This window comes from Sorangium sp. So ce1014, assembly GCF_051521505.1.
In the GTDB taxonomy this organism is placed as follows: Bacteria; Myxococcota_A; Polyangia; order Polyangiales; family Polyangiaceae; genus Sorangium.
The window spans coordinates 3,922,548-3,938,229 of sequence record NZ_CP150356.1 but is presented as its reverse complement, the minus strand read 5'-3'; the positions used below and the strand labels follow the sequence as shown (position 1 = coordinate 3,938,229).

The following is a 15,682-nucleotide window of genomic DNA, read 5'->3' as shown; positions in this document are numbered from 1 at the left end:
GGCGTCAACCTGCCCGGCACATCAGAGGTTCTCGACCGACTTGAGCATCTCCGGAACGAACGAGGTGCGGGGCCGGATCAGCGTCGTCCGGACGGGGCCGGGCCGCACGCGGATGGTGGCGTCGTTGGGGCCGAACCCACCGGCGTTCAGCGGATCGTCGGAGAACTCGTACCCGTAGCCCTCACCCTTCCCACCGCCGGCGCCGCCCGGAGCAGCCTGCGCGAACGCCGATGAGGCGACCACGCTCGTAAGAACGGCAGCCACGACTCCCGCACCCAATCGGGTCAACCCTCTCATTCCAGCCTCCTCACAATGTTTCGACGCGGTTACAGTGCCATTGTACCGCCGGACGCGGCGGCCGGTCAACCAGCTTCGCATGCCATCGAGGCGCCGGAGAGCATGACCCACACTCGCCTCGACAGCCGAATCAACCCAAGGTTCCCAGAGCGTCTCGAAGAAACGACGAACCCCCCTCTCCTTACGTGCAGCGTGTGACGTGCAGCGAGAGAGGGGGGTTCGGAGCACTGTCTGACGCACCGCTGCACGGCCCGGGACGTCGGTTAAGCTCGCCCGGAATACTCCAGTATCCCTGGCTTGCTCTCCCTGGGCCTCGGGCCGCTCGCGACGTGCGTCAGACGGCGCCTGGGACAAGGCTCCTTCGGCCTAGGGCGCCGGAGTCGCCCCTTCTCCCCCTTCGCCCTCGTTCCCGGCAGCGGCCTCCTGCTCGGCTTCCTTCGTCTTCATGTCAGCCTCGGCCGCCTTGCGCTCGGCCTCGGTCTGCTTGTTGAAGGCGATGATCTGGTCGATCTCTTCCATGCGCTCCTTCGAGCGCTTCACCGCGTCGACGAACTCGGCATTGGAGCCCGCCTTCTGGATGAACTGGCCGAACAGCCCCTTCGCCGACTGGAGGGCGCCCTCGGCGGACTTGCCGCCCGACTTCGCCTTGTACTCCTGGGTCAGGATCGCCTCGTTGTAGTAGGTCTCGGGGCGCTCGGGGGCGAGCTTCTTGGCGGAGTCAAGCTCGGCGCTGGCGGCCGCCACCAGCTTGTCGAAGTTCGAGTCGTCGATCTGACCGCGCAAGGCGAGCGCGAGCCCCAGGTGTGCGTCGTAGTCGTTCGGACGCATCCTCAGGGCCGCACGGTAAGCCTCCTCTGCCTGCTGGAACCCGCGGAACTGGAGGTTCACCGCCGCGTAGTTCATCTGCGCTTCGTAGAAGGTCGGGTCGAGCTTCCTCGCGAGGTTGAACTCCTGCACGGCGCCGTTCAGGTTCGCGAGCTCGACCTGGATCATGCCCGCGGTGTTGTGGATCGGCGCGTAGTTCGGGTTCTTGCGGATGGCCTGAGAGCAGACCAGCGCGGCGAGCTCCAGCGCCTGCGTGTCGACCTTCTTCTGCTTGCTGACGTTTGTCGCGACCCCCTTGCCCGACCGCCGGCCCGCCTTCTGCTTCGCCGTCTCCAGGTAGTAGATGGCGAGCTGGTTGAACGCGGGCATGAAGGCGTCGTCGACGGCCAGCGCGCTCTGGATGTACCGCTTCGCGCGCTGGAAGTCGTTGGGGCCGTCGCTGTCGGCGACCTGGTTGCCGCGCTTCATGTACAGGAGCGCGAGGTGCACGAGCGCCTCGACGTTCTTGTACTGCGCATCGACGACGGCGGCCTGGCGCATCTCGCTGATCGCCGCGTCGATGTTCCTCTCGCCCGACTCCGCCAGGTTGTAGAGCGCCACCTGGACGCGCGCCGGGTGGAACTTCGGGTTCTTCTGGAGCGCCTGCTGGAAGTGCTTCTTCGCCTCCGAGTCCTTCTTGCAACGCTGGTACGCGAGCCCCGCGTTGTAGATGGCCTCGGCGAACGTCGCGTCCCCTTGCTCGTCCGCCGCGTCCAGGAACAGCTGGGCCGTCGAGCTGCAAGTCGCCTCGCTCCAGTCCCCAGCCTTGTCGTGCTGGACCATGGTGTCCATGGCGTTCTTGAACTTGTTGGCCGCCGCGACCGTCACGGCGTTGCCCTTGCTGTCGGTGAGCTCCTTGCCCGTCGTCGGATCCTTCGCCGCGCGATTCGTCCCGCTGACGCTCCCGCCGCCACAACCCGTCGCGGCCAGAAGGAGCACCGCAACCGCTGCCAATGAGGTGATGCTTCTCATATTTCGCTCCATCACTTCCTGGGTCGGGTCGTGGCCCGATCGAGCGCCGAGCCTTCCTTCGAGCCACCGGGCGCTGCCTTCTTGTCCTCACCCTCTTCCTTGGTCGCCGCCGGCTTGTCGGTGACGGCCAGCGCATCTCGGAACGGGGTCCCGTCGAGGTTCAGCGGCGCCGGACGATCGCTCAAGCCGGAGTTGACCCGCGACGGAGAGCCGCGGAATTCGTCGATGAGGTGGTACTCGGCGCCGTAGTTCTTCGAGAGCCACACCTCGCAGGTGCGCGAGTAATCGTCGAAGTACTGGTACTTCACCGACAGGTCGAGGCAGGTCTTGAACGCGCCCTTCGCCATCTGCTTCTGCGGCTCGCTCGCCTCGTCCAGGCGCGAGTAGTACTCGCCTCGGATCTCGTCGTACGAGACGTCGGTGCCCGGCACCACGCCGTGCCCCTTCCACTCCTTCGGAATGGGAGCGGCCCGGAACTCGGCGACGAACTTGCCCCACATCTGACCGACGCGCGCACCGGCGGCGATGACCCACCTCGGCGGGGGCGTCGGCTCCAGCTTGAGGATCTTCTGGTACTCCGCGTCGGCCGCCTCGATCGCCGGGCGCTTCTTCTTCACCCAGTCGGCGACCTTTGTGTTGATGTGCTTGAGGACGTCCTCGCGGTTCCCGGCGCCCTTGTACTCGGGGAACTTGATCTTATCGACGTCCTTCCGCTTCTGCTCCGCGAAGTGGAAGTAGGCCTCGCCCACCGCGGTCAGCACCTTGCCGAGCCGGCGCAGCTGCTCCGGCTCCTCGCCGCCGATCGCGTCGAGCTTCTTCAGCGCGGCCGCGGGGTCCTTCCAGTAGCCGCGGACCTTGTTGTACTCGCCGTTCGCCGGCGTCACGCTCTTCGTCTGTAGCAGGACGCGCGCGTACATCGCGTGCGCCTGCACCTGGACGTCGAACGTCGCGTTGCGGTCGATCTGCGGCATCGCCGTCGACAGCCGCCTGCGCGCCTGGTCCCAGTCCTCGCGATCGATGTAGTGCGCGCCGATCGCGAACGCGATCTGCGCGGTCTGCGCCGGCTTTGCCCTGCCGTAGTTCTTGTTGAAGAGGTCGGCGTCCTTGATCGCCTGGTCTTCCTGGCCGAGTCCGAGCCGCAACACGACCGCGTCCTGGAGCGCCTCCGCGGCCTTCTCCCCCTTCGGGTTCTCGCGGGCGTAGCGCTCGTACCAGTTCGCCGCCTCGTCATAGACCGCGATCGCCTGGTAGTTGCCGCCGATCTCGTAGATCGACGTCTTCGCCAGCTCGGTGTTGTGGAGGTTGTACCTCGGATCGAGCAGGATCTTGCGCGCCGAGATCGACTTGGCGATGAGGCGAGCGGCCTGGAACGCCTTCGCGGCGTTGTAGAGGACCTCCTCGCTCTTGTCGCACGCGGGCTGCTTCGCCTCGCACGCGGCCTCGCCGTACTTCTTCCACATGTCCATGTAGGCGACGGCGGCCTTCTCGTAGTTCTTGAGGGCCTCGACGCCGCCGGCCGCGTCCGCCGCCTCGACGAGCTTCTGGGCACGCAGGCGCTCGATGTCGCGCTGGATGCGGATCAGGATGCCGCACTGCTCGGCGTTCTCCTTCTCCTTGCCGCCCTTGCAGTAGAGGTCGATGAACTTGGGCACGTCCGCGGCCATGTCGTCGTAACAAGACGGACGCGGCGGGTCCATGTTCGCGCCGAGGACGTTGAGCGACTCGAGGTAGAGCTGGGACGCGTAGATGCCGACTTCCTTGTCGGCGTGGTTCAGCGCCACGTCGCGGAACGCGAGCGCGGCCTCCTCCCAGTGCTGCGCCTCGAAGTACGTGCGGCCGCGCGCGTACTTCACCTCGACGTACTGCTCCTGCGCATCCTTGTCGTTCGCGGCGGGCTTGATGTAGCAGACGTAGCGGTTGAAGGCGGTGATCATGCCCTTCTGGCTGTCGGTGAAGTCCTTCGGCTGGAACTTCGCCTTGTCCGCCTTCTTGTCCTTCTCGCCCTTCTTGCCCGTGCTCGGATCGGGGAGGTTGCCGGCCCCCTTCAAGTGGGAGCCGTCCTTGTGGGTCTCGGTGTAGATGTTCTGGTAACAGAGCACCGACGCGTACGCGGCCTCGGGTGCCTGCGGGCCGTTCGGATCCTCCGCCACGACCGAGTCGAAGGCGGGGCCGCACTTGGCCCAGTCCTTCTGGAAGTACAGAAGGTCGGCCATCGCGTACTTGATCTTGAAGATGTTCGGCCAGTCCTCCTTCAGGATGCGGGGGAACTCGAACTTGGCGAACTGCTCCTGCTTGAAGTTGTTGACGACCTTGTCGTAGAGCTGCGCCGCCAGCTGCATCGTCTTCTTGTCGCTGGTGCCGCGCACGCCGCCCGAGCCAACCGCCTCGAGGTGCCAGGCCATCGCCGTCTCGGTCATCAGGCCGGCGGTGATGTTGGAGCACTTCAGCTTGGCGTCCGCAGGGTGCCCGTCGCCCTGGAACTTGTTGTGAACGTCGAGCTGGCGCCCGAGCACGTCCACGATCTGGTCCTTGTTGCCAGACTTCATGGCGAGCGTCGCCTCGGCGATGTGCCCCTGGTAGACGCAGTACTTCGGGCCCCGATCGCGGGTCATCAGGTCGGTGTAGAGCTCGATGCCCTCCTTGTAATGACCGGTGTCGAGGTAGTTCTGCCCGAGGTCGTCCATCATCTTGAACGTCTTCTCGGAGCTGCCGCTCGAGTCGCCGCTGAGCGGCCGGAGGAAGTCATGGGACTTCCGCGGGTCGCCCGCCAGCGCGTAGACGGGGATGATGTCGCGCCGCGCCGAGATCGCGAGCTGCGCCGCGTTCGGCATCTGCTGGAACTGCTGCCCGTACTCGATCGTCTTCTTGAACTCGCTGATGGCGCGGGCGAAGTCGCCCTTGTTCCAGTAGACGTACCCGAGCTTGTAGTGGGCGTAGCCCCAGACCTTGTTCTCGGGCGCCGGGTACTGGGTGACCTTGACGTACGACTGCTCGGCGAGGTCCCACTTGGACGGGTCGCCCTGCGCCTCGTTGAAGAAGAGCTCGCCGAACGCGAGGTACGCGTTCGGGATGTACTTCGAGTTGGGCCAGTTCTTGATGAGCTCGAAGTAGACCTTGCGCGCGTCCTCGAGCTGCTGCGCCTGCTCGTACTCGTAGGCGAGGTAGTAGAGGACCTCGTCCGTGCAGCCCGTGCTCTTCGCGGGGTCGGACGCGTTGGTGCTCTGGCAGTACTTCGGGTACTGCGTCTTGAGCTGCGTGTAGTACTTGATCGCGCTCTTCCGCGCGGCGGCGAGGATCTTGTCGGCCTTGCTGACCTCGGCCCGGATCCCGGCGACCGCCTTCGGGTTCTTCCGCTTGGCCTCGTCCGCCTTGATCTGTCCCTCGGTCTTGTCGCGGAACGCCGCCGACTCCAGCTCGACGTAGCCCTCGGCGAGCCGCCGCATCAGCTTCGGTCGATCCGGCGCGTTCTTCGGCGTCGAGCGGTACAGGCCCTCGAGGCCCTGGATCTCGGTGATCAGCAGGCTCCTCACCTTGGGGGCGAGGCGGTTCCGCCGCTCGTCGCGCTGCGCCGAGGCCTGCGAAGCGGTCGGGTTGGCCGGCTTCGTCAGGTCGTCGCGCTTCTTCAGTTGAATGCCCGTAGGGGCCGATTTGAAGCTGACCTGCGGCTTCTTGCCCGCCGACACCTGGAGCTTGCCGCCCGGACAGGCGGCGATCGCATCCTTCGCCGGCTGCGTGATGCATGCGTCGGCCGCCGACGCGGGGCTCGTCGTGACGGCGCACGCCGCCACGGCCAGCGTGCCCGCCGCTGCGCGGAGCGCATGCAGTACATCGAACTTCGACTGCTTCATCTCCATCTCCGTCCCTCCGCCACGGACCCCCGTGAGGAAGCGCTGTTTGCCCCGCGGTCTCGTGCCGCGAGGCGAACCCTTAAGAAATCTCTCACTTGCTGCACTTCGAGGTCACGACCTGCCGGTAGAAGCCCAGCTCGTCGCGCCAGTACTCGCCGTCGAACGGCCACAGCACGTGCTCATCGTCGGGCTTGACGACGCCGTACGTGAGCGCGTCCTCCTTCGACAGCTGGCCGCTGACGACCTGCTGGTCGAGCTTGTTCCTCTCGGCCGCGGTGATGTCGATGAGGATCTTCGACGAGTCGCGGAGGTGCTCGTTGAGCTCGTCGAGGTTGCGCTGGTAGCGCTCCCGGCCGAGCGTGCCGGCGTTCCGGACCGCGAGGCTCCTCGCGAAGTCGAGGGCGTCGGTCACCTCGCTGCCCACCGGAGAGTTGCGGAAGTTGGCGGGCGCCTTCTTGAACCGATCCGCCTCCTCGTCGAGCACGCGCACGTACTCCATGTTGCGGCGCAGCTGGCGATCCGAGAGCGCGTTCTCGACGATCGGACGGACCGTCGGCGACAGGTTCGCCTTGCCGGCGCTCACGTCCTTCAGGAACTGGAAGAAGCGCTCCTCGTTCCCCTCCCCCTGGAACCGGTTCAGGATCGCCTCGAGCTCCTTCTTGATCGGCTCGTACTTCTTCTTCATCTTGGCGACGATCGTGATCGCGTCGCCGTACTGGCAGATCGTGAACGAGACGACCGCCTTCAGGATCTCGGCCTCGGGATAGAACGAGTTCGGGAAGTAGGGCGCCTCGATCGTGTGGATGTTGCCGAGCGCCTGCGGGTACAGCCCGGCCATGAAGTACGCCCAGGACCCCTCGAAGAGGCTGTCCAGCCAGTACTCGCTCGCGACGTCGACGCGGTTCCAGTACTTGACGGCGGCCGAGAGCTTCGCGGCGTCGATCGTCGGGACGTTGTTGTCGTCCAGGCGGACAGAGGCCGAGTAGTAGGTCCGCGCCATCGACAGGAACGCGAGGTCGCGCATGCGCGCCTCGTCCTCGAGGCCCTCGACGCCCTCGTCGATCGCCTGGACGATGCGCTGGAACGACTTGACCGCCGGCACCGACTTGCGCAGCTGCACGTACGAGATGCCGCTGAAGAACTGGGCCTGGACGTAGTACTTGCTGTTGGGGTCGACCTTGGCGAAGAGGGCGATGGCCTCCTCGTAGTTCCGGTTCCGGTACTTGTAGCGGCCGAGCAGGTAGTTGAGCTGCCAGTAGAGGTCGCGCTGCTGGGGGTTGTTGAAGCGCGCGATCTGCTCGGTCTTGTACTTGCCGACGCGCTCGATGATGTCCGCCGGCTCGGGGAGCTGCGTCGCGAGCTTGGACAGCCAGAGCAGCGTCTCGTTGAACTTGATGTGGCTCGGCTTGTCGGCGACCTGCGAGAAGATCGCATAGCTCGCCTGGTAGAACTGCAGCCGGTACAGCGCGATCGCGAGGTGGTACTGCGCAATCTGCCGGTTGCCCGCGTCGTCGCCGGTGTCGCCGTCGACGACGCGCTTCAGCTGCCGCGCGGCGTCGCTCCACCGTTCGCCGTCGAACAGCCGCTTCGCCTGCGCCGCCTCCTCCGTCATCTGGCCCGCGGTCACGGGGCCCGCATCGTCGTCGAGGTTGATCTCTTTGTTGGGCTTCGTGCCGCCCTTGGCGTCCGCCTTTTCAGCCGCGACGGGCTTACCCTTGCCGGCCTGCGCATGCCCCACGACGGGGGATAGCAAGAGGGCAGAAGCTACAAGGCAGATACTCGCCACCCGGTTCCGCATCGTCGTTCCTCGCTTTCGGCGACGTAAAATCGTGGCCCCTTCGCCCCGTTCGCGGCTCCACACACCGGAAGCGCGCGCCGTAGACCCCCGAGGCAGCTCGGTCGAGAACCAAAAAGTTCAATGAGAATCAACGGATACTTGCGTGTGGCGGGGGATGGTAGGATTGCGGCACGCGGATTGTCAAGCGATGCCAGCTGTGGGCCTGCTCTACATTCCCGGCCTCAGACACCGGGCGCCGCGTCGACCTTGGGGTTGCGCACTGCGTAGGAGTTGAGGGTGGAATGTTCGAACGGAAGCGCGACCGCTTCCTTAAGTAGGCGCGGCCGCTTCCTTCACCCGAGCGCCACGGCGGCGCCGCGCGGCGGAGGCGTGGCCGCCGGCTGCCAAGGGACGGGCGGGCGCTGGGTCGAACGCTGTGCGCCGGGCACGGCCCCCGACCTCGTCGGGGCGCGCCCCATCCGGCTGTTGACGCTCAAGGCGCGCTTCGTCTAGGGTCCAACCGCTGACGTTGTGCCTCTGAGCACCTCGACTTGAGCGTTTTCTTGCCTCCCGTCCGCGCGCCTCAGCCGAGGCGATGGCGCGCATCGCCGCCGAAGGAGCACGTTCTGATGACCCGTTCCATTCTGTCCGGCCTGCTCGGCCTGCTCAGCGTCGTCGCTATGGCGAGCCTGCCCTCCGCGTGTGAAAGCGGCGGCGTGGGCGACCCGTGCCTGCCCGAAGACGAGTACGATCCGCAGTTCGCGGGCTTCAAGGTGACGGAAGAGAACATCGAATCGCGGTCCTTCCAATGCCAGACGCGGATCTGCCTGGTGAACCACTTCCAGGGGCGCGTGAGCTGCCCGATGGGCCAGGAGGCGCCAGAGCCCTGCGACCCGAACAACGCCGCGTCCTGCGGGGGGAACCGCGATGCGTGCGACCTGTCCGGGGCGGTCGAGCCGCCGAACTGCGCTGGGAATCAAGACTGCCGGTGCCAGGGCGACGCCGACTGCTACGGCGAGGGCTGGAGCTGCGACACGGCCGACGGCATGTGCAAAGCGTACGTGTGCCGCGCCGAGAACGCCGACGGCAGCTTCAAGGAGTGCCAGGACCCGACAAAGTCTGCGGGGGAGAACGCGGGCAAGCCCTGCTGCGTGCCGGGGACCGACGATCCCGTCGCGTCGCCCGTCTGCGGCCAGTGCGCCGGCAACTCGCAACGGAACGCGGAGCAGGCGGTGTACTGCTCCTGCAGGTGCGGCGTGGCCGACGGAGAGGCGGAAGACCCGAACTTCAACTTCTGCGAGTGCCCGCAGGGCTTCACCTGCTCCGAGATCCGCCCGAACGTCGGGCTCGGCGACCCGAACATCACCGGCAAGTACTGCATCAAGCAGGGCTCGCAGTTCGAGGGCGAGCAGGCCTGCGGCGACGTGCCCGGCCGCGTCAACTCGGACCAGTGCGAAGGCTTCTAGGCATCGAGTGACGGGCCGCGGCGCCTCGCGCAGCCCTCGACGTGCGCCGGTCGATCAGGCCGGCGGCTCCCTTCCCTCCAGCGACGATTCAGGTTCACACGACGGCCTGCGGCCCGGGCGCACGGCGCGCCCGGAACGCGCAGCGCGCGCCGGAGCGCCGTCGGCCCATGCGACGGGCGACGCCGGCAGCGGTGGAGACGCGCGCGCCGGGGGCTCCGCGCGGCGCGGCGCCCGTGGCGAGGCGTCGCCGAGGCGCGCGGCGCTCACGCCCGATACCGCTCCGCCGATGGACGCGCGGAGAGCGCTCGGGGTGCGCGCGGAAGACGCCGTGGTCGCCTACCTCGCGGCGCAGGGAATGGAGATCGTCGCGCGCAACGCGCGGGTCGGCCGCCTGGAGATCGACGTGATCGCGCGGGACGGCCCGGTCATCGCGATCGTCGAGGTGCGGACGCGCGGCGCCGGCTCGTACGTTCGCGCCCTCGACAGCATCGACGCGGGCAAGCGCGCCCGCGTGCGACGCGCCGGAGAGCAGCTCTGGCGCACCCGCTTCTCGCGCGTGCGCGGCGTGGAGCGGATGCGCTTCGACGCCGCGTCGGTGACGTTCCTCCCGAACGGAGAGGCAGCGATCGAGCACATCAAAGCTGCCTTCTAGCGCGGAGCGCGGCGACGCCGCGGTCGGGGAGAAGACGACGCGGCCACGCTGTCGCCCGGCTAGCTCAGGTTTGGATATTCGGGTTGATTCTGGGTTGATTTCGAGCTGCTGCAGGGAATGCTCGAGGGGGTGCGCAGCCGCTGGAGCGGCGCGCGGTCGCGGTCACGCCTCGATCTGCTCCTGCATCTCGGCGCGGAGGCGCTTCAGCTGCGCGAGACCGTCGGGGTCGATCTCGGTGGAGACCTTCTGCGCGCGCGCGTCGGCCTCGAGCTTCGCGAGGATGGCGTCCATCTTCTCGATCTTGGCCTGCTGACGTGTCCGCAGATCCTCGACCATCTTCTCGAACGCCTCGAAGAAGTGCTGGAGCTCGTCGCCCTTCCGCAACCGCTCGCGCACGATGAGCTTGCCCTCGCCGACCTGACGGAGCAGCCGCTTCATCTTGAAGATCGGGCCGGCGATCTTGTGCGTGAAGACGATGCCGGCGACGCCGACGCCGAGGACGAGCAACGACAGCAGCGCGACGATGAGGCCGAGCAACATCTGCTGGTTGTCCGCGACGTCGGCGGCCTGCCGCTCGAGCGCCTCGGCGTGCTGCTGCAGCGTCGCCGCGTCGCGCTCGAGCCGCGCCTGCTCGTCCTTGAGCTTGATCTCGTCGCGCTGCGCCGCCTCGCCGAACGTCTTCGAGAGCTCGGGGTCGTCCCTGTACTCCTTCGCGATGTTCATCGCGACGACCTCGCTGACGCGACGGCTCTGGACAAGGACCTCCTGGCCGCGCTTGACGGTCTCCTGACCCTGACGGACCGTCTCCTGCCCCTGCTGCACGGCGCCGCGGCTCTGCTCGATGATCTTCGAGCTGGCGTTCCAGAGGAGCATCCCGAGCGCCACGGAGAGCGCGAGGCTGATCCCCACGAGGAACCCCGTGTATTTCAGCTGGAATTTCTGATCGAGCAGGTAGTTCCGCGCGCTCCGCTGGTAGCGCGCTCTGACCTCCGGCGCGGAGGTCTGCGGGGCCGTGCTGGAAGCGTCGCTCATGGGATCCTCGAAGCTGGCTGGAGATGACAAGGGTCGTGAGGCACGGGGAAAGCCAATATCGAGCAGCGATGGTGCGTCACAGCGAGGCGACGATCTTGTGGAAGGTGTCGACCGCGCTCTCGACGCACATCTTCATCAGGATGTTCTCGCTCTGGACGTCTTTCTTCGGGGTGCCGCTCTGCGTGAGCTTGGGCGCGAACTCGCCCTGGAGCGCCTTGGCCGGATAGGTCCACATGCTGACGCGCACCACCTGCGTGAGGTTGCCGCCCTGGTACATCGCGGGCTCGACCGTGGCGAGGAGGTAGAAGCCCCTCATCTTCTTGCCGCTCAGAATCTTCTTGCCCTGGGCGAGCGTCTCGCCCTTGGGGGCGACCGCGTAGCCGGCCTTCCCGAGGATCTTCGACTGAATCGCGGCGCGCACGAGCGGCTCGATCTCGGACTCGGGGCGGCCGCTCTTGTTCGTGATCTCGATGGCCACGTAGTACTTCGTGTCGGCGCCCGGCGGAGGCGGCGCCCCCGGACCGCCCCCGCCGCCCGAGGACAGCGTCGCGATCGACTTCTGCATCTGCGACTTGACGGCCGCGCTCTGCTCCCGGCCCTCGGCCCGCTGCAGGCACGCGAGCCCCGCGGGCTTGCCGAGCCTGCCGAGCGCCGCGGCCGCCGCGACCCTGACGGACGTGTTGGCGTCCGTGAGAGCGTCGCAGAGCGGCTTCGTGGCGGCGTCGTCCGCCGACGCACCGAGCGCGAGCGCCGCCTGCGTCCGGACACGGTAGTCGTCGTTGCTCTTGAGCTGCTCGGCGAGGTAGCTCGTACGCTGATCCGCGTAGCTCCTCGTGGGCATCAGCGAGAGTACAAGCGTAAAAACCAGCAACACGAGCGCAGGAAAGGGCCGACGCATTCCACGTCCGACGATACACGAGCGCATCGCGGCCGTGGCGATCGGATCGGCGGGCCTGCACTCGAAATTTGGTGCGCACACGCTCGCACTTTTGCCTTGCATTCGCTCGCTCCTCGTTGCCACCGAACTGGACGGTTTGACGCGGCCTCCTCGCGGGGCTTCAAGACGTGAAACATGTTGGGCTCCAGGGCGAACACGACATCATCATCCACTTATCTACCCGTCTACCTGTCCTACGCGATGCTTCCCCGACGCTCGGCCGACGTGTCACGTGCATGTCCGCTCACGTCCGCTCACGTCCGCGCTCGCCCGCGCCGCCTCGTCTCGCCCGCACGCGCCCGGGCGGGCTCGAGCACAGCGCTGCCGCGGCTCGGCTTCCCCTTGCCCGGGCGCTGCCCGCGTGACGAATAATGCGCGACCATGACGAGGAGCTCGCCGGAGGCGCTCGGGAGATGCGTGGCTTGAGACGATGCATGCAGGGCGCGCTCCTCGCGGCGACCGCGCTCGTCGCGGCGCTCCCGGCGCACGCGCAGACGCAAGGTGCGCCGCTCCGCATCCATGTCCGGGGGAGCGCGCAGATCGACGCGGTCGCGTGGACCGAGCCCGACGGGTTCGTCGTGCGCGGCAGCGTCATCGACGACGCGCGGAGCCCGGTCGCGGAGGCGCCGCTCGCCATCGACGCCGTCACGGGCGGCGGAGCGCCCGTGGACCTGCCGACGGCGGAGGGGTGCGCGGCCGACGGCGCGGCGCGCGGCCGCGAGCACCGCGCCTCGCACGGGGGGTATGCGATCTCGACCGACGAGCGGGGCGGGTTCTGCCTCCGCGGGCGCGCGCCGCTCGCGAACGCGACGCTGCGCGTCCGCTTCCCGGGAGGGAAGCTCTACGAGCCGGCGGAGGCGAAGATCCCGATCGAGACGCACGCGGCCCCGCTCGCGCCGGTGATCCTCCGGTTCGATCCGCCGGTGGACGCGATCGATCTGGATCGCCCGACCGTCAACGTCACCGTGGCGCTCCGGATCGATCGCAGCGGCGCGCGAGGCGCCGCGAGCGGCGCGACGTTCGAGCGCGAGCGGCTCCCCGTCGTGCTCGAGGACGAGCGCGGCACGAGGCTCGCGGAGGCGCCGACCGGCGGCGACGGGCGCGCGCGCTTCGAGCTCGCGACCGAGGGCCTCGGCGGCGCCGGGCAGGGCGTGCTGCGCGCGCGCTTCGACGGGACCGCCGCGCTCGCGAGGGCGAGCGTCGGCCAGGGCGTCGTCCGGTACGCCCAGGTCACGCTCGCGCTCTCCCACCCGGTCGAGCCGGCGCGCGCGGAGGACGGCGTGCCGATCGAGGTCGAGGTGCGCTCGTCCGGCGGCCCGGTCGAGGGCGGCGTCGTCGAGGCGCTGCGCGCGGGCGAGCCCGTGGGCACCGCGGCGGTGATCTCCGGCAAGGCGCGGGTGATCGCCGCGTTCACCGCCGAGCGCGAGGGGACCGTGCCGCTGTCACTCCGCTATGTGCCCGCCGCTCCGTGGTGGATCCCCGGCGCAGAGCTCGCGATCGACGTGCCCATCACGGGCCCCGGGGTGTGGCGGCAGCTCGCGCTCGGCGCCGCCGTCCTCGCGATCGCGGGCTGGGTGCTCGGCGGCTGGCGGCGGGCTCCGAAGCGCGCGGAGGCGCGCGCGGGCGACGAGAAGCCCGCCGCGCCGCCTGGCCGCGCGGGCGTGCGGATCGTGGGGCCGATCGACGACGCCACCGGCTGGCGCGGCGCCGTCGCCGACGCGCACGACGGCACGCCGATCGCGCAGGCCGAGCTCACGATCGTCGTGCCCGCGTTCGACGACAGCGGCGTCGTCGCGCGCGCCGTGACCGACGACGCCGGCGAGTTCTCGATCGAGGCGCCGTACCGGAGCGACGCGAAGCTCGTGGTGCGCGCGCCGACGCACAGCAGCTACGAGCAGGCGCTCCCGCCGCCGAGCAAGCTGGGCATCGCGCTGGTCACGCGTCGCCGCGCCGTGCTCGATCGCCTCGTCCGCTGGGCGCGGCGGCAGGGCGCGCCGTTCGAGGGGCCGCCGGAGCCGACGCCCGGGCACGTGCGCCGCGTGGCGAGCAGGGTCCAGCAGCACGAGGTCGAGGTGTGGGCGACCCGGATCGAGCACGCCGCCTTCGGGCCCGATGCCGTCGACGAGCGGATCGAGCAGGACCTCGGCGCGTCGGAGCCGAAGCCCGGCATCTCGCAGATCGCTCCGTGAGCCGAGCGCTCGGGCGCGCGGCGGCGACCCTGCCGCCGCGCCGACCTGCCGTTTCGCTGGCCGGATCGGGCGACCGCGCGAGCGCACGTTGACGTACGGGGTACGTCCCATATAGTCGGCTCCCTCGCCGGAGAACGCCAACGTGGAAATCGCCCTAATTATCGTCGGCCTCGTCGTGGTGGCGGCGATCGTCTACTTCGTCACGAAGAAGGCGGCGCCGCCCGAGATCGAAGCGCCCCCCCAACCGAAGAAGCTCCCGGAGAAGGCGAAGCAGCCCACCGCCAAGCCCTCCGACAAGCCGCGTGTCCAGAAGAAGCCTTCGGCGGAGGAAGAGCCTCCGGCGAAGGCGAAGGAGCCCGCGCCGCAGGACGAGCCGCCCGCGGCGACGCCCTTTCCTGTCGAGGTGCCCGCCGTGCCGCCGCCCGCGGACGAGGCGGCGCTGCCCGCGTCCGCGATCGCGGAGGCGCCCCTCGTCGAGGCGCCGGCCAAGCCGGCCCTCGCCAGGCCGGCGCGGGAGACGACGCCCCCGGGCGCGCGCAAGCGCGACATCGAGGGGCTCCGCAAGGGCCTCACGAAGGTTCGGGAGAGCGAGGGGTTCTTCGGCCGGCTCAAGGCGCTGTTCGCCGGCAAGAAGGAGATCGATCCCAACGTCGTCGAGCAGATCGAAGAGGTGCTGCTCACCTCGGACGTCGGCGTGAAGACGTCAGAGCTCCTCCTCGACGAGATCCGCTCGGCGCTCAGCCGGAACGAGCTCGCCGACACCGACAAGGTCTGGGACGCGCTGCGCGAGCACGCGAAGCGGATCCTGCGCGTCGGCGCCGGCGGCGGGCTCTCGCTGAAGACGCAGCCCACCGTGGTGATGGTGGTCGGCGTGAACGGCGTGGGCAAGACGACCACGATCGGCAAGCTCGCGACGCAGCTCAAGGCCGAGGGCCGGACGGTGGTGCTCGCCGCGGGCGACACGTTCCGCGCGGCGGCAGTGCAGCAGCTCAACGTCTGGGGCAAGCGCGTCGGCTGCGAGGTCGTGCGCGGCAAGGACGGGGCGAACCCGGGCGCGGTGATCTTCGACGCGATCCAGAAGGCGAAGGACACGGGCGCCGACGTGGTGCTCGCCGACACCGCGGGCAGGCTGCACACGAAGACGAACCTCATGGAGGAGCTGGCCCGGGTCGCGCGCACGATGAACAAGGCGCTCGAGGGGGCGCCTCACGAGACGCTGCTGGTGCTCGACGCCACGAACGGACAGAACGCCATGCAGCAGGCCGCGCTCTTCAAGGAGGCGCTGCCCATCACCGGCATCGTGCTGACGAAGCTCGACGGCACCGCGAAGGGCGGCGTCATCCTCGGCATCTGCGCCGAGCACGGGCTGCCCGTCCGCTACGTCGGCATCGGCGAGCGCGCGGAGGACCTCCGCGAGTTCGAGCCCGACGAGTTCGTCGAGGCGATGCTCGGCCGCGCGAGCGGCGCCGAAGACGCGGCCGCCTGACGAGCGCGGCGCCTCTCAGCGCGCTGTGCCTCGCGCGCGGCCAGGCCAGGCCAGACCAGGCCAGGCCAGACCAGGCGCCACGGCGAGCGATCTGTACCTCGCGTCCCAATCACTCCCCTCGACATCGGTCAAAGAAATGGGCGATGGTCCGATCTCTCGGGC

The 15,682-nt window shown here is 68.6% G+C and carries 10 protein-coding genes; 4 read left to right on the top strand and 6 right to left on the bottom strand.

Features of this window, described 5'->3' with window-relative positions; genetic code table 11:
- Nucleotides 1-21: 21 nt before the first annotated feature.
- The 4 genes from WME75_RS15035 to WME75_RS15020 all read right to left on the bottom strand — a co-directional run bounded on the left by WME75_RS15035 (nt 22) and on the right by WME75_RS15020 (nt 7,734).
- Nucleotides 22-264 (bottom strand): hypothetical protein, encoded by a 243-nt coding sequence (locus tag WME75_RS15035; protein WP_437491112.1) that lies wholly within the window; start codon nt 262-264, stop codon nt 22-24.
- 399 nt (nt 265-663) lie between these two features.
- Nucleotides 664-2,133, bottom strand: coding sequence for a tetratricopeptide repeat protein (locus tag WME75_RS15030; protein WP_437491109.1), 1,470 nt, complete (start codon nt 2,131-2,133; stop codon nt 664-666).
- Nucleotides 2,134-2,144: 11 nt separating this feature from the next.
- On the bottom strand, nt 2,145-5,981 hold the full coding sequence (locus WME75_RS15025) for a hypothetical protein (protein ID WP_437491106.1): 3,837 nt from the start codon (nt 5,979-5,981) through the stop codon (nt 2,145-2,147).
- A 91-nt stretch (nt 5,982-6,072) separates the two neighbouring features.
- On the bottom strand, nt 6,073-7,734 hold the full coding sequence (locus WME75_RS15020; RefSeq protein WP_437491105.1) for a tetratricopeptide repeat protein: 1,662 nt from the start codon (nt 7,732-7,734) through the stop codon (nt 6,073-6,075).
- A 653-nt stretch (nt 7,735-8,387) separates the two neighbouring features.
- Here WME75_RS15020 and WME75_RS15015 point away from each other — a divergent pair.
- Nucleotides 8,388-9,224, top strand: coding sequence for a hypothetical protein (locus tag WME75_RS15015; protein WP_437491102.1), 837 nt, complete (start codon nt 8,388-8,390; stop codon nt 9,222-9,224).
- Nucleotides 9,225-9,510: 286 nt separating this feature from the next.
- Entirely contained in the window at nt 9,511-9,876 is a 366-nt protein-coding gene (locus tag WME75_RS15010; protein ID WP_437491100.1) for a YraN family protein, read from the top strand.
- Between the two features lie 162 nt (nt 9,877-10,038).
- Here the strand turns inward: WME75_RS15010 and WME75_RS15005 are convergent, their stop codons facing one another.
- Together WME75_RS15005 and WME75_RS15000 are read right to left on the bottom strand one after the other, a co-directional pair.
- The gene (locus WME75_RS15005; protein WP_437491097.1) at nt 10,039-10,908 is read right to left on the bottom strand and encodes a HAMP domain-containing protein; all 870 of its coding nucleotides are present in this window, start codon (nt 10,906-10,908) and stop codon (nt 10,039-10,041) included.
- Nucleotides 10,909-10,984: 76 nt separating this feature from the next.
- Entirely contained in the window at nt 10,985-11,749 is a 765-nt protein-coding gene (locus WME75_RS15000; protein ID WP_437491094.1) for a HEAT repeat domain-containing protein, read from the bottom strand.
- 509 nt (nt 11,750-12,258) lie between these two features.
- Between WME75_RS15000 and WME75_RS14995 the strand changes: the two genes are divergently transcribed.
- Together WME75_RS14995 and ftsY are read left to right on the top strand one after the other, a co-directional pair.
- A complete protein-coding gene (locus WME75_RS14995; protein ID WP_437491091.1) occupies nt 12,259-14,034 on the top strand; it encodes a carboxypeptidase-like regulatory domain-containing protein in 1,776 nt (591 codons plus the stop codon).
- Between the two features lie 142 nt (nt 14,035-14,176).
- A complete protein-coding gene (gene ftsY / locus WME75_RS14990; protein WP_437491088.1) occupies nt 14,177-15,520 on the top strand; it encodes a signal recognition particle-docking protein FtsY in 1,344 nt (447 codons plus the stop codon).
- Nucleotides 15,521-15,682 lie beyond the last annotated feature (162 nt).